15 protein-coding genes and 1 pseudogene are annotated in these 15,298 nt (G+C 43.3%); 1 reads left to right on the top strand and 15 read right to left on the bottom strand.

Annotated features, from left to right (window positions below):
• Positions 1-15: 15 nt before the first annotated feature.
• The 13 genes from DS891_RS08260 to DS891_RS08200 form a co-directional block, all read right to left on the bottom strand.
• Complete coding sequence (locus DS891_RS08260) at positions 16-987, bottom strand: transposase (protein WP_174169485.1); 972 nt, start codon at positions 985-987, stop codon at positions 16-18.
• Between the two features lie 418 nt (positions 988-1,405).
• A complete protein-coding gene (locus DS891_RS08255) occupies positions 1,406-2,179 on the bottom strand; it encodes a M48 family metallopeptidase (RefSeq protein ID WP_010603667.1) in 774 nt (257 codons plus the stop codon).
• Positions 2,142-2,528, bottom strand: coding sequence for a TM2 domain-containing protein (locus DS891_RS08250; protein WP_174169484.1), 387 nt, complete (start codon positions 2,526-2,528; stop codon positions 2,142-2,144). The genes DS891_RS08255 and DS891_RS08250 overlap by 38 nt, the downstream gene beginning before the upstream one ends.
• A gap of 18 nt (positions 2,529-2,546) precedes the next feature.
• Complete coding sequence (gene yidD, locus DS891_RS08245) at positions 2,547-2,771, bottom strand: membrane protein insertion efficiency factor YidD (RefSeq protein WP_095727766.1); 225 nt, start codon at positions 2,769-2,771, stop codon at positions 2,547-2,549.
• Positions 2,764-2,988 (bottom strand): DUF4177 domain-containing protein, encoded by a 225-nt coding sequence (locus DS891_RS08240; protein WP_010603664.1) that lies wholly within the window; start codon positions 2,986-2,988, stop codon positions 2,764-2,766. Before DS891_RS08240 ends, yidD begins: the two co-directional genes overlap by 8 nt.
• Positions 2,989-3,097: 109 nt before the next feature.
• Positions 3,098-3,814: an aspartate/glutamate racemase family protein gene (locus tag DS891_RS08235; RefSeq protein WP_174169483.1), complete on the bottom strand. Its 717-nt coding sequence runs from the start codon at positions 3,812-3,814 to the stop codon at positions 3,098-3,100.
• Between the two features lie 63 nt (positions 3,815-3,877).
• A complete protein-coding gene (locus DS891_RS08230) occupies positions 3,878-5,011 on the bottom strand; it encodes a PepSY domain-containing protein (protein ID WP_174169482.1) in 1,134 nt (377 codons plus the stop codon).
• Positions 5,012-5,216: 205 nt separating this feature from the next.
• Complete coding sequence (locus DS891_RS08225) at positions 5,217-7,322, bottom strand: TonB-dependent siderophore receptor (RefSeq protein ID WP_174169481.1); 2,106 nt, start codon at positions 7,320-7,322, stop codon at positions 5,217-5,219.
• Positions 7,323-7,387: 65 nt separating this feature from the next.
• Positions 7,388-8,230, bottom strand: a complete 843-nt coding sequence (locus DS891_RS08220; protein ID WP_174169480.1) for a response regulator transcription factor — start codon at positions 8,228-8,230, stop codon at positions 7,388-7,390.
• A 93-nt stretch (positions 8,231-8,323) separates the two neighbouring features.
• A complete protein-coding gene (locus DS891_RS08215; RefSeq protein WP_010603659.1) occupies positions 8,324-10,189 on the bottom strand; it encodes a S8 family serine peptidase in 1,866 nt (621 codons plus the stop codon).
• A gap of 569 nt (positions 10,190-10,758) precedes the next feature.
• Positions 10,759-11,544: a DNA-binding domain-containing protein gene (locus DS891_RS08210; protein ID WP_174169479.1), complete on the bottom strand. Its 786-nt coding sequence runs from the start codon at positions 11,542-11,544 to the stop codon at positions 10,759-10,761.
• Positions 11,537-12,367 carry a DUF692 domain-containing protein gene (locus DS891_RS08205; protein WP_174169478.1) on the bottom strand — a complete coding sequence of 277 codons (831 nt, stop codon included), beginning with the start codon at positions 12,365-12,367 and terminating at the stop codon, positions 11,537-11,539. The genes DS891_RS08210 and DS891_RS08205 overlap by 8 nt, the downstream gene beginning before the upstream one ends.
• 85 nt (positions 12,368-12,452) lie before the next feature.
• Positions 12,453-12,902, bottom strand: a complete 450-nt coding sequence (locus tag DS891_RS08200) for a hypothetical protein (protein WP_174169477.1) — start codon at positions 12,900-12,902, stop codon at positions 12,453-12,455.
• 159 nt (positions 12,903-13,061) lie between these two features.
• Here DS891_RS08200 and DS891_RS24520 point away from each other — a divergent pair.
• A pseudogene (locus DS891_RS24520) lies at positions 13,062-13,277 on the top strand (hypothetical protein).
• Positions 13,278-13,298: 21 nt separating this feature from the next.
• On the opposite strand, the gene DS891_RS08195 reads toward DS891_RS24520, so the two are convergent.
• Both DS891_RS08195 and DS891_RS08190 read right to left on the bottom strand, forming a co-directional pair.
• A complete protein-coding gene (locus DS891_RS08195) occupies positions 13,299-14,291 on the bottom strand; it encodes an AraC family transcriptional regulator (protein ID WP_174169476.1) in 993 nt (330 codons plus the stop codon).
• Positions 14,291-15,199 (bottom strand): diguanylate cyclase, encoded by a 909-nt coding sequence (locus DS891_RS08190; RefSeq protein ID WP_174169475.1) that lies wholly within the window; start codon positions 15,197-15,199, stop codon positions 14,291-14,293. Before DS891_RS08190 ends, DS891_RS08195 begins: the two co-directional genes overlap by 1 nt.
• Positions 15,200-15,298 lie beyond the last annotated feature (99 nt).

The raw sequence follows: 15,298 nt of genomic DNA, 5'->3' as shown, positions 1-15,298 counted from the left end.
TAATTAATTTGATGATTAACCAAAAAGTGCTAAACAATTGGAGATATTCGAACGCCGTTGAATTGAGAGTGAATCACAATATTTTTGCTTTGCTGCTGAGCTACCTGCAGCTCCATGGATCACAGTACTAAATTGTGTTGTCAGGGTTATCCAGTTCTTAGAGGTTAGATTTAACCTGTCTAAAATCGGTTGTTTGTTTATAATGCAACCTATTTTGTCACTTCTTATGCAACGCCCTGTGAGTTCGACCAGTTCGAGATATGATGACAGCTCAAGCGGTATACCTTTAGGCATATGCTTTCTCGGATTGCCAGCAAATCGGAATAGTGAGCGAGGTTGCTTACCTTGTTTGGCTAATTCAATACGCTTTTTTACACTCGTGTATTTAGATTCTTCAGGTAGCTTAGCTAGGTTAGCGCGAATGGGATTTAGATCAACATAAGCCATGCACGCAGCAAGTGCAGCTTCATCAAGTAGTGCTTGTGATTTGAAGCGCCCTTCCCAAAACCGACCTGTGCATTGGTCTTCTCGATTTGCTCGTCGTGCAATATACTCATTAAGAGTTCTCATAAACCAGCTTATACAGGTTATGCGTGATCGATATATATTGATAGTGTTATCAAGTATTGATCTTTCCGCATCTGATAATGGCTCATTACGAATAAACTTATGTGTGAGCCAATTGCCTTTAAACTGCTTGTGCCAGCGAATGATAATAGCTTTGTCAGTTAGACGTTTGGCTTTTTGAATATCAACGTGCAGAACTATATGAGTGTGGTTATTCATAACCGCATATGCACAGACATCAATGCAAAACGTTTTTTTAAGGGCGAGTAGCTTTTCTTCGACCCAATCTCTGCGATGCTCGTAAGAACGCCCAGTGGCTATATCCTGACCGCAAAGGTAGGCTTGCCTAACACAGCGAGAAATACAGTGATAATATTTGGTTTCTGATAGACAAATTTGTCGGCAGCGTGCAGTGGCCATATTAGATACCTTCAATCCTTTGAATGTATCTTAAGAGTAGATTGCCTTAGCCAATTTAACAAATGAAATACTAAATAACCTGAGCTGTGGATAATTAATGCCTTTCTAGCAGCCAGTTTTAGTGCTAACTGCGTTGAATTCACTTCCAATAGCCAGCTATTGGCGCGTAAATTCGCCTTGCCTACAGGATGTAGGTACCTTAGCGAGAGCAGGACGCGGAAGCGGTGTTTTCCCTAAAACTCTCTGGCTAGACAAGGAAAAAACTAAGTTGTGCTTTAGCAACAATGAGTTGGAACATTCCTTATCCAAACCTCAGGTTAAATAGGTGGGTGTCTTTTTAAAAGCTTCTTTTTAAAAGCTGTTTTTAAAGTTTCTACTGAGCAGAATTTAATAAGACACCCATTTTAACCTTTAAGGATCACGGGTTTTGTTTGAGCTGCTCGATGCGTTGCTCAAAACTTGGGTGTGTGCTTAACCAACTATGCTGTTCATCGCTTTCCTTGGCGAGTTTTTCGAATATAGAGATCATTGCGTCACTATTACCATACAGCGCCATTAGCTTGTTATGCGCGTACAAATCAGCCTCGAGTTCAGCTTGCTGAGAGTAATTTTGGTTGATACCTAACATTGCGCCCTGCATCATAAGATCTGAGAGCGCAGAGATGTCACCCAATACGACACTCAAACTGACAAATACGATGGACGAGCTCACAAGAGATTCCATGACGTGATTATGCTCGACATGACCAATCTCGTGGAGTAATACTGCGCTAAGCTCTTGCTGAGTAGATGCCAGTTCGACCATGTTATCGGTGATCACAATGCTACCATCGGCCAATGCCATGGCGTTGGCTTTATCTTTCCACTGCCTAAATTCAAGTTTAAATTCACGTTCACTCGATGCATTGGTGCCAAGCAGTGAGACAAATAAAGCGCGAGTCTCTTGCTGTTTGATTTCACTTAGCTTTGACTCCGAGAATTCCGAGTTATCTAGCTCGTTTAGGCTTCCTTCGTCGATGATTTGGTAGATTTGTTTGGGCAATGAGGCCGAGATCTCTTCAGCGAAGTACGGCACGCCTTTGGTATAAAACTGATAACCACTAAATAAAACGACCACTACTGTGGCCGCTATAATCCAAAGCCACTGCGTTTCTTTAGATTGTTTGACTCTGTTGTGTATCTTTGAGCTCATCTAGTACTTCTCGCATTACATCGATGTTGTATTTTCTCACTATTTTTTGGCTGTTAAATAACTGAGGTAGCTCAATTAAACACACTAAAATTAGCAGAACCCAGCCATAAAAGAGAATAAATACAAGCCCCAATAGCATTAAGGTGAGGTTAATTACACCTCGTGCTGTTTTACCCAGATAAAAGTGATGTAAACCTGCGGCAAAAAAGTAATTGAGTACGGCGTAAGTATCAGGATCTTTTACTAGCTGTTCTTCAAGTTGGTAGTACTGCTTGCGCGCTTCAGGACTTAGCTGAGCAACTTGGTTTCTTAACGACTCTTCTTGTTCTCTTAATGCTATTTCGTCCATGCAAACTCCTAGGATTGGTCACGGTAGGGGGTCTGACTTTACTTCAATACAATCTGGGTCATTACAGCGCTTGATACGACAAAAGCCGATACGCACGCCTTTAAAGAAGCCGTATTTTTCGATTGCTTGATAGGTATATTCAGAGCATGACGGCGTAAAGTTACAACTTATATTGAAGTGGGTTTTTGCTCCACCATTCGCTTGATAGCGGCGAATGGCAGACAGAGCAAAGCGTTTAAGCACGTTTACGACCAAGTGTTAAGATCACGGCTTCACGGCTCCAAAATAGCAGAAAACGTTTGTTTTCGATAACTTGGAAAACAAGCTGCCAGCCATCTTGCGCTTCCATGTTTAAAGTTGCTTCAAGTTTTTTTAACGGTAATCCACTTGAGCCAAGTAACAGTGTGCCGCAGCCACCTTCAACTACATGGATAACTTTATATTCGTCGTATTGGGTCATAATACATCCCTGATTTAATTAGAATAAGTGAGATTTAATTCTATAGTAGCCAAGTAATCGCGACAATAGCGATTTCGTTGTTATTTTTTAATTACAACAAAATTTGATATTACTCATGAATAAAGCAAGATGTAGCCCCGAGTGACCACTCTACAACGGCTTCGGCATGAAGTTTGGTCGTGTCATAAAGAGGGACTTGAGTATGCACTTGTTGAACGAGCAAACCGATTTCTGTGCAACCTAAAATAACCCCTTCAGCCCCTTGTTGATAGAGTGCATCGATGATGTCTAGATAAGTTTGCCTTGAGCTCGCGTTGACTTCACCGCGACATAATTCGTCATAAATTATGTGGTGAACTAAAGCTTGTTGGTCCCCATCAGGTGTTATGACCTCAATGCCGTGAAGATCTTGTAATCGTGCTTTATAAAAGTCTTGCTGCATCGTAAATCTCGTACCTAACAGCGCAATGCGTTTTATGCCGTCATTTTTAAGTCGCTTCGCGGTTGCGTCGGCAATATGCAGTACAGGCAATCCTGACGCTGCGCTAATTTCATCTGAAATTTTATGCATGGTGTTGGTACAGATCACAATGGCATCTGAGCCGGCAAGCTTCAATGAAGTAGCAGCACCTGCCAAAATGGTCGTCATTTTCTGCCAATCACCAGCTGCTTGAAGCTCTGCAATTTCGGCAAAGTCGACGCTATACAAGCAAAGCTTAGCACTGTGTAGTCCGCCAAGCTTTGCTTTAACGGTTTGATTGATAAGCTGGTAGTAGCTTTGTGTTGACTCCCAACTCATACCACCAATTAGCCCAAGTTGTTTCATAGTGATTGCTCGTTATTTGCTGATAATAACGACAATAACGGATCTGGATTGAAACTTGAACCGTCAGCTTAGGGCGAGTTGCCGGTTTTTCTTACTCTTGAGTTTCTTACGCTTTCTTTGCCACCATAAATATAACCCAGTAAAGCCAAGCAATACGGGGGCGAGTCCCATAATGCACCAAATTATTTTACTGGTAAGCCCTGCAAAGTGGCCAAAGTGAAGTTTTCTAAAACTGTCGATTACCCTGTCTACAGTAGAGGCCGTTCGAATATCGTAGGCAAAGGTTTGTATACCAGACTGCGCGTCAAAACTAACCGTTGCTGCATAGTTACTAATGAACGGGTTGGCATCGGCGACGCTACCAAAAATGGTAATGTTGGTTTGCTCTGGCTCAAATGGAAATAGCCAGTAGGTTGGTTTAAGTCCGTTAACCGCACGATGGCTTTGGGTCATCATGGCATCAAAATCTAATGAGTGATTAAACATTGCGTGGCTGACAATATGGTGCTCATCTTCTTGGTGTTCAAAAGCCTCGTGGTAATACTCCACTGCATTAAAGTAAACGCCAGTAATACCGAGCGCGAGCAATACTGGCGCACTCCAAATGCCAATTACCTTATGCAAGTCGCTCATCATGACGAGCTGAGGAGCTTGTCGCCTAAAGCTAAAGAATCGCCGCCAAAAGCGCCGATATATCACTAAACCGGAAACACCGAGCAGGGTAAAAAGTATAGCCACAGCTAAACCGATAACGACACCCATGTGTGGAAAGGTTTTACTCACATCATCGAGTAGTAAGGTGTAATGTAGGTGAAGAATAAAATCGGTAAAGTCGCTGTGAATACCCACAGGCTCGCTTAGCATTTTTCCCGCGTAAGGATCTAGATACGTTTTAAACCATGTGTCTGTGCCATGCTTTAATAAATAGACTCTATCAGCTTCGTAGCCATCATCGAATATTTCCCAGCTACCAATTTCATAATTTGGATGGGTGTCTGCGACATAATTAACGAGCACCTTCATGGGCTGACGTTGGACGCCTTGGTCCTGATAAGTCAATGTTGCTTGCTTTGGAAGTAATAGGCTGTCTATCTCGAATTTAAACACCAACATGCTACCCGTGATTGACATAACGGCGAGCGGCAGTATCGCGATTAATGCCATTGCACTGTGCCATTTAAATAGTGTTTTACGCATTGTTTTCCTTTGAGTTAAAGCTAAATGAGAATGAATAAAGGGATGAATAAACAGGCTGAATTAACAAGGACACCCACCTTAATGCTTGCAGGCGCGTTAATGAATTAACAAGGACACCCACCTTAATGCTTGCAGGCGCGTTAAGGTGGGTGTCCGTTTAAATCTTTCTGTCTATGTCCTTCCGTAAATTCTCCTAGATGAGTGACTAAAAGCGGTAGTGAAGACCAACATCGGCTTTGCGCTCTGCCCCCATCCAGCAGTTACTTTCGTCATAGCATGCGCCAACGTAACGCTTGTCACTGAGGTTACTAATGCTAAAGGTGAGCCTGGCTTGCTCGCTGAGTTCATAATCAAAGGCGATGTCAAATAAGGTATAGGATGGCACAGTATCAGAGTTGTATTTGCCAACATAACTCTCGCCAACATACCGAGCACCAACACTTACTTTAAGTGCGTCTAGCAGGCTTGGATAATAGTTCAACCAAAGCGATGCGGTGTTATCTGCAACCCACACTAAGCGTTTCCCCACCAAATCTTGGTCTAATTCATTTTTAGTGACTTTCTGGTCTAGATGCGTGGCATTGAACTGCACATCAACTTGTTCGTTAAAGGTGTGAGAAGCCTCAAGCTCAATACCTTTGGATTGGATTTCACCGGCTTGAGTTTTCGTGACAAAGTCTTTGCTGTTAATGATTTCGTTCTGCTTGGTGAGATCGAATAGCGCAAATGTTAGCTGTGTATCGCGAGATTGATATTTAACGCCAAGTTCCCATTGTTCTGCTTCAGTTGGTTTGAAGGCTTGTTGAGTTACGCTATCTTCTCCTGCAACGGGCTCAAATGACTGACTATAGCTTACGTAAGGTCGCCAACCAGAGTCCAGCTGATAAAGTGCGGCAATCCTCCCGGTGAGTTGGGTGTCATCAATAGTTGATTCCGTTTGCCACTCGGTGCCAGCGTAGTTTTTATCAGCAGTAACATCACTGGTGAAACTGTCGTATCTAAGACCTGCCAAGAGGGTTAGCGCTGATATTGTCACTTCGTCTTGGACGTAAAACGCACGGTTACTCTGTTCAATATCGTGCGCTTCGGTATAGAAGTTAAGTGGCAAAGCGCCTACATCAAAGGCTGCATAATTGGGCGCTGCTAGATTAATGTTTGGTGTGCCTGTCCCGAGTGTATCCCAATACCCTACGGTTGAGCTTAAGGTTTTGTATTCAAAACCCAAGAGTAAGTGATGTGATGAGTTGCCAACCGTAAAGTGAGTAGACAATTGGTTGTCTAAAACATAGCCATGTTGCGTTTCATCGGTTTTATATGCTGCACGGGCAAGTATGGTATCGCTATCTGCAATTAAGTTTTGGTTGTAGGTATTTTGCTGTAGGCCTTCTGCATCGGTGTAACGCCAGTTGGCAAATAAAGCCCAATTGTCGGACAAATTGTGTTCCAACTTTAGCCCTGCCATTAGCGTTGTTCTATCAAAATTAGACCAATTGATATCGCCTGCAAATGCATCGGCATCTAGATAACCGTAACTTGCACGCGTGAGCGTACCAACGCTATGTAAGGGAGTGGACGGTATAGCTTTGGGATCGTCTTGGTAATAAAGCTGTGTAGTTAAAGCCGTATCATGGCTCGGTTGCCAGCGCAGTGATGGTGCAAATACAGTGCGTTCTTCTTCAGTTGTTTTTTGCTGGCCATCACTTGTTCTTGATAGCGCAATGGCACGATAGCTCAGCTCATCGGTGATCACACCTCCATGATCAACGCCGATTTCTTTGAGCGCTCTGCTACCGACTCTCAGGCGGACCTGTGTTTGCTCAGTGCCATTGGCAAGCTTTGCGATTTGATTCACCATGCCACCTGGCGGGGCTGAGCCGTAAAGTACTGACGCTGGGCCTTTTAGCACCTCAATGGTGTCGGTGGCAAAGGCATCAACTTGAGGATATAAATTCCAAAGGTTATTGGATTGCAGTTCTAGGCCATCGTAATAGTTTCGATAAGATTCAAAACCGCGAATAGTGTATTGGTCAAAAATGGTGACCGTGCTGCGGCTTTCTGGTGTGATACCAGAAACATAGCGTAACGCAGCATTGACCGAGTCAGCTTGGCGTAGTTGCAGGGTATCTTGATCTATATGAGAAATAGAAAAGGGCGCGTTGATTGGTGCTAAAGACGACTTTGTTCCGGTACTTTTATATTGGCTGCCCTGAACTTCTATTCTTTCTAACTCATCTTTTTGGTTTTCATTGGCACTTGTGGTTTGAGAAAGCAGTGAGAGGCACACTGCAGCATAGAGCGTGTTAATTTTCATTGTTCTACTACTATGGATAATGAGAGTGATTCTTATTATATATATTTTGCACGGTTCAGTTTTGTCTAAGAGTGCACTCGTTGTGAAATTTGTTTGGGAGAAAGAGAAAATAATTGCTTAAAACGACGGCTGAAGTGCGCCTGATTTTTAAATCCGCTATCAATAGCAATTTGATTTAAGGATGCAGAGCTATTAAGTAACTCAAAATAAGCATGAGTGAGCCTAGTGCGGATAAGATATTCACTGGCACTCAGATCAGATGCGGCAAATAGTTTGTGAATATAACGTTTTGACCAGCCTGAATGGTCACATAGCATGTCGATACAAAATGCTTCATCATTTGCATGTGTAGAGATGAGCTGTTTTAACTCCGCTAGCGGCGACGTTGGTAATTGAGTCGGCTGGCAAACACTTAGATGCAGTACAATTTCATCTTCAAGCCATTTTGCCGCTGTTAAATTTAGCGTTGTGGCGGTTAAGGCGCTTTTGAGTAATGTTGTTAGACCAGAGGGAATTGTCAGTGCTTGTCCATGCAAAAGCCGCTTGCCCGTTCGAGATACGAGCCAATTGATTGGAAAGTTGAAGCTAACAGCGAGGTATTGTGTCGGAAGGTGAAACACATGTTTTTGATTTGCTTCAAGATAGATTAGCTGCGTTAGATCAGCACGCTGTAAAGACTGTTCAGTCAACCACCAACCACTTCCTTCAGTGATAAGGATTAAACTACCATAGTTTTCAGGCATCATCGCCGCAGTTTGCGCAGTGCGATGGTAAATAATGCCATCGAGCTTTACTTGCGAGATGCTACTGGAGATGAGTGGTACTTCGTTGTGTAATTCACCGTCAGATACATGGTCATAAAATCCTTGATGTAATAATTGGCTGTAGAGGTCTAGTACAATACTCATTAAAAACAAAAGTGGCGGCTCAAACGAACCACCACTGTACTTGTTTTTTCAATAAACCCCAAACGAAATGAGATTTATTTGTAATAAAGCCAATTAGTAGCTTGCAACAAGCGTTACGCCAGAGAAGCTAGAGTAGCCACGCAATTTGATGTAATAGGTTGCACCTTGACCTGAACTTAAACTACAAGACTCGTTATTACCATTTAAGAACGGACGACAGTCATAGGTTGATGTCGTAGGTGCTGCACCTTTACGAACATACAAGTCTGCATCGCCAGAGCCGCCAGAGCTCGCAACTGTCAAGGTTACATTTGCTGGAACATCAATGGTGTATAGTAACTCTTGGCCAGATGAACCGGCAAGACCACTTACTGGAATACCATTTTCTAAGCAGTTGCTACCACAGCCACCAGGATCTGATGAGTAAGTGCCAGTGAGCGTTGCATTTGCATACGCAGAGTACCCATTTAGCATCACATACCAATCACCAGCAGTCGGATTAGTGAAATCGCATGATTCATTGTTACCGTTTTTGTAAGGGCGACAAGCGTAACTATTCAGCGTTGGCTGTGTGCCTTGCTGTACATACAGGTCGGCATCACCAGTGCCACCAGCAAGTGAGAAGTTCAGCGCGCTAGCGCCTGCTGGAACAACCAACTTATAGAAAGTTTGCTGACCAGATGCACCAGATGCACTGACGCCTTGGCCGTTAACTAGCTCTGTGATTGGATCTGGGTCCGGATCCGGATCAGTGCCATCAGCTAGCGTATAAAGTAGCTCGTTAGGTGAACCGCTTTGTGGGTTAGACACTTTACCTTTTGATGAGCGTTGGCTCAGCAAGCTATCAATTTGTGATGGGCTTAGACTTGGGTTTTCATCCAAATATAGCGCAACAGCACCCGCAACGTGCGGCGCGGCCATCGAAGTACCACTGATGGTGTTGGTTGATGTATCTGAGTTATACCAAGCTGAGGTGATGCTTGAACCCGGTGCATAAATATCTAGACAGTTCCCATAGTTTGAGAAGCTAGAGCGGGCATCGCTGCTTGTGGTTGAACCCACAGTGATTGCATCGGCTGCACGTGCAGGTGAGTAATTACAGGCATTGCTATTGTCATTACCCGCCGCAACAACAAAGCTAACGCCTGAGGCAACTGCATTATTTACTGCGTCATCAACCGCTTGAGAAACGCCACCACCCAAACTCATGTTAGCAACGGATGGGCCTGATGCATTGTTTTTAACCCAATCGATACCAGAGATAACGCCTGAATATGAACCCGAGCCGTTACAACCCAATACTCTTACCCCAACAATGTTGACGTTTTTTGCTACCCCATATTCACCGCCACCAATTGTGCCTGCAACATGGGTACCATGGCCATTACAGTCTGTTGCATCATTGTCATTATCAACAAAGTCATAACCATGTGATGCACGGTTACCAAATTCATTGTGACTAATGCGAACACCGGTATCGATAACATAGGCCGTTACGCCAGTACCATCAAAATCATAATGGTAGTTTGAGTTTAGCGGTAGATTACGTTGATCGACACGATCTAGACCCCAAGTAGGGTTAGCTTGGTCGCCGCTTGCTGTGATAGCGGGAGTCACTGTAACCATTTGGTCTTGTTCGATATAGTCAATATTAGGGTTATTAAGAAGCCCTTTTAGTTGTTTTGCAGATGCATTAATGACCACACCATTTAGTACACCACCAAATTCTTTTGTAATGCTTACGTTATGTTTGTTTTCTAACGCTTTTGCCTGCTTATTAGCGAAGGCCGCAATTGCTTTGCTGTTTTGAACGTTAAGGACTGAAGGGGTGCTAAATACAACGATGTATTGATCTTTAATTGCTTTGTTTGATTCTACGCTAAGTATTTTAGCGGCTTGTGCGTTGACTGAAGTCAAACCCGCTAATACTGCAAAACTAATAGCACTTAATTTACGCATTTTGTTGTTCCTTGCATGTTGTTTTGTTTAATTGTGTTTACCAATCTCAAGGTTATGAACTTATCTAGCTGCTGTAGACGCGTTATTCACTAAATTTCAACGCTTGGTTGCGTTTGTTTTGTGATAGTGAACAACGCCAACTAAATTAAAATTGCACATAATTTCGACTGGTTACACTAGGATAGAAGTAAAGCTTAAAAAATAAACAAAAAATACAAAAAAAATTTACAATGCGTATTTTAATGCATAGATTAGCTGACCAGATAAGCGAGAGGTTTGCTCCTGCTTTTTATATTTTACCAATAAATACATGTGGTTAATTTTTATTTTAGGGAGAGGTAACACTACAAGGAAAGGGGAATAAATAGGCTGTAAAAATTCCAAATGAGTATAGGGTATGTGATTTTTGTTAATTTATCTTTACATTTAGGTTCGGTTTTTGACTTTTGAATTGTTAACAAGGACAAAACCAACCAAGGTGAAAACCATGCTTATTATTAAACCTGGTTGATACAGCTTTAGCTTCTCTTTGATCCTCATTTTCTATGCCGATTTGTTGAATATCGCGGTTATATAGCAACTTTAAAGCCACTAAACCATCCCAAGTTAAGCCCTTTTTGCAGTAACTGCATCACCATTGCTGTGCCTTGTGCTAAATCATCACTTTGCTCGGCCGCGTATTCACAAACAAAACTAAACGGCAGTGCATTCTTCATGCTTTGTAGACAAGCAAATTCTGCTTCCGTTAACGAGTGATACCCAGTGCGCATATCGCGCTCTCTGGCGAGTATCCAGTAGTTTGGTTTTGTCGACACTTCAGGGACCGGTGTACTGTTCTTTAGCGCTTGCCAGCAGTCAACCGCATTATGTGTAAATCCTAATAAATGAACGCTAGGGTGAAAAGTAAACTGCAAGTTTGGAAATTGTGCTGCTGCAATTTTTTGTAGGTGCACAAGTCCCAATTGAGGCGCATCTTCTGCGTCAAATGCACTGAGTAATGTACGTTCAAATTGTGCGATTTCAGTGAGAATAGGGTAGAGCTTAAATGGCTCAAATTGACTTAAATATTCAGGAAGCGAATCGCCAAACTGGCGCAATGAGGTCGAACGTGAAGGAAAGTGCTGTAGATAGCCCGAGAACATCTCATCAAACAGGGCATCACCCAAATAAAAGCCAAGCATTTCGTGATCTTGTTCTAACACTTTTTTTAATCTGATGTGGTAAGCGTTAGTGTATATTTGCGCACGTTGCGCAACATTCAGGCCACTTTGATATTCAATTTCAGCCATTAATTGGTTGTCATCGCCTTTTAGCATTGTAATAAAGGCGTGTTGCAGCGCGGCGAGATCAGCCATATGTTCTCCAACTGCTAGGGGCTATTCCTTTGGCCAAGTTCAGCTCTTGTAACAACCCCGCGAGCTCAGGAAAGTTATCATCACGCTCAATCATGGTGTTAATGGGAGATCTGTTTTGAGTATATTGTCGATATAAACTCCATACCTCTTCGCAAATTGGTTGGTCGTGCGTATCAACAATATGGGTCCCAAAATCGCTATGGCCGGCCAGGTGGATTTGCGCGACTGCTTGTGTTGGTATGGCGTTTAGGTAAGTTATTGGATCGAATTGGTGATTGCGCGAGCTTACATATACATTATTGATGTCGAGTAATAACTGGCATCCGGTACGCTGGTGTAATTCGCTCAAAAACGCCCACTCTGTCAGCTCAGATTGTTTGTAGTTTAAATAACTTGAGACATTTTCAAAGATCATTGGACGCTCAAGGTAATCTTGTACTTGATTGATTCTTGCGGTGAGATGTATCAGCGCTTCTTCAGTGTAGGGAAGTGGCAATAAATCATGGCTATTAAATTCGCCTAAGCTGCTAAAGCAGAGGTGATCTGACACCCATTCGGGTTCAACCCGTGCGATGGTGCGTTTAAGTTGCGCAAGGTAATTCATATCTAGGGGCGAAGTACTGCCTATCGACATCGATACTCCGTGCATCACAATGGGGTAGTGCTCTTTAATCTGCGAGAGGTAATACCAAGGCTTGCCGCCGTCGACAAAGTAATTCTCAGAGATAATCTCAAACCAATCTACATGTGGCTGAGTGTCGATAATAGCGTCAAAATAACACGTGCGTAGGCCAAGACCAAAGCCCAGAAAGGGTACTGACATAATTGCGCTCTTTTAATGCATTGTGCGTGTTTGTCTATTGCAATAATAATCTTGATAGATAAACACGCGCCGAGGTTAAAGCTTATTAGCTTTTCACTTTGCCACCAATGTCAGCACAGGCCTTTGCTGGCATGCTGACAAATCCAGTCCCTTTGCAAGAAGCGTGTCCCGCACAAGCATTACTTGCGGTTTTACAATCGTTATGGCCTCCGCAAACGTTGACATCGTGGCAGTGCACAAGGTCGGCCTTTGCGACACTGCCAACCCAAGTGTCTTTTTGATTGCCACCGACATCACTACACGCTTTGCTCGGCATGGCAACAAAGCCAGTGCCTTTGCAAGAAGCTTGTCCTGAGCAGGCATTACTCGCTGTTTTACAATCGTTATGTCCACCACAAACATTGACATCATAACAATGCACTAAATCTGTTTCAGCTGTCGCAGCTTGTGCGCTTGTAGAATTGTTCTCTGTGCTATTACAACCGACCAAACCCGCTACCATCATCGCCATTGCAGCGCCCGTTAATGCTTTCATGTTTTTAATCCTCTTTGTTATCTATTAACGTGCTTAGCTTCGGCCAAGGGGCTGCTTATCTTTCAAGTTTGTTTTTGCAGCAGTTTGATTGCCATTTATACAAGGCAGAGCCAGCGTAGCATAGTTGTTCTATGTAAGTCTGGCGATAACACAGTAGAAATGCCAATCAAGCGCTGCCCTTCGGGTTCACCTGAGTGTGCTTCGTTCTTTGTTGCTCAACTTTAGCTTAGCCCACTATGCGGCAAGTCGAGCACCGCGATCAAAACTCACTCAGGAGAACAAAAATCAAACAGCAAAGGTAAGCAGCCCCTGGGATTATCGAAACGCAGTCACGTTATAAAAGACCTAGTAACCGCAAGATCCATTTCAGTGTAGAAGAAAAAATGAGGGATAAAGTTAAATCTTACGAAAATAGGAAGGCGTTAATCCCGTCCATCGCTTAAATGCACGGCGAAAATTAGTGATGTCGCTAAACTGTAAAGCGGTTGCAATTTGTTCATTGGAATAGCCTTGCTCAGTCACATAAAACATGGCTTGTTGACGATGCAGTCTGTCTTTTTCGTTAATAAAAGTAGTCTGATGCAGCTTGAGTTTGCGTTTAAAAGTTGCAGCGCTCATGCCCATCATTTCGGCGATTTGCTCACTATGATATTTAGGATATTTTAACTGTAAGCGGTGCAGCTGGGCGAGAAATCCACGCTGTGGTGAGGGCAAGGCTTTTAACTGCCGAGCCACTAAATAAGGAAAAGTGCCAATTTGTTGCTGAGCTAAAGCTTGGTTACTCATTACAACGGCAAAATCACTGTGATCAAAGCTGTAAGCTAGGTGTATATGGCTCAGGTATTGCGCGACTTGTTTTGGCTTTGTATACGGAAACTGCAATGTTAATGTGGTTTCTGGGCTGCGCCACTTAAGGTAGCCACAACAAAGGCTTGCCATTGCTTCGCATAAAAATCGCGTGACCGCAGGCTTACCTTCTGCAATGGCGGGTGAAAACAGTAAATGGCAGCTTGTTTCTGTCTGGAGTTTTCTAATGTGGTAAAAAGGCAGTATATCCAAACCTTTAAGCAGTAGAACTTTGAGCAATTGTTGTATGTTGTGGCAATTAAATAACAGCTCGGCATGGTGACTGATTAGCGTATTAAGTAGGTATTGGCCGTAAATAAAACTGACTTCCTGACAGCTCGCCTGACTGACAAGGTTGCTTACTATTGTTTCAAACTGCTCATAACTAATGAAGGTTGGGTTAGCGTGCAGATCGGTATAAAACAACTTACTGCCTTTCAAAATGACGTCTGCATGTACACCGCGCTGGGAAGCCAACTCCACTAAAGGGAGTGCAAAATAGCGACTCGCAAGCTGTTTTGTTTGACACTCAAAGTAGGACATTAAGCCGCAGCTACCTTGGCCTGATTCAGCTCGTTCACAAGCGCTGCTATCAGAGATTCAAATTCACAGTGTTTGTCATTAACTTCGATACAGCTCCATCTCACTGCACTATATTGCGGCTGGTTTTCACCATCATCATAGTTGGCATGGCGAGCGATAAATTCGGCCGCACGATTGGCAAAAGCTTGGGCTTGAACATGGTTGGTTTGTGGGTGAACGACCACAAATTTATCTGCCGCAAAACGACATAGCAGATCACTCTCTCGCATGCTTAAAGAGAGCATATCGGCAATATCGCGTAGTAACTGATTACTTTTTTGCATACCATGCTGGCGAGCGTAAGCGGCAAAATCACATATATCGAATAGCGTTAAGCAAAATGGGCTATTGCCATTGGCAAGGCGAGATTGTTCGTGGCGAACTTGATTTTGCATATACTCTACGCTGTAGAGGCCGGTGACAAAGTCGGTCATGCTGTGGTCACGATAAAAGCGCTCTTTTTTCATTAAGGTTTGATTGAATATGCTTTGTTCTTTATACCAGTAATAGGCTGAAATACTCATCAGCACCATGCCAAAGCAAGCAGGGATCGCTTCAAAACTGGTTAAATAATGGGGCGTGAACACCACCATCTCATCTAAAAAATCCCACAGCATAGAAACATACATGGCACTCAACCCTGCAAACAGTAGGTTAGTGACGAGTCCTTTTGGTCGAGTGAGCAAGGTCACCGCTATCCAAATCAGTGTCATCAGCGTGAGGCCACCTTCACCAACGCTATCGAGCCAATTGACGTCCGACAGTGGTCGCAATACAGAGGTATAGGCCGTGATGGTAATGGCAACCAGTGTAAGTACCACCAGTAGCAACCACCGCGATTGATGCAGTAAAAAAGGCTGAAGTTTCATGTTTGTCGTCTAGTCAAAATTTAAAGCGATATAGTAAAAACTTGCGCTTGGTGCTGATAGGGTCAATTTAGCTCAGTAAAGGCGATGTTTTTATGACAA

The sequence above is a fragment of the Pseudoalteromonas sp. JC28 genome, from assembly GCF_013319255.1.
Taxonomy (GTDB): Bacteria; Pseudomonadota; Gammaproteobacteria; order Enterobacterales; family Alteromonadaceae; genus Pseudoalteromonas.
This window is presented reverse-complemented; position numbering and strand designations above follow the sequence as displayed.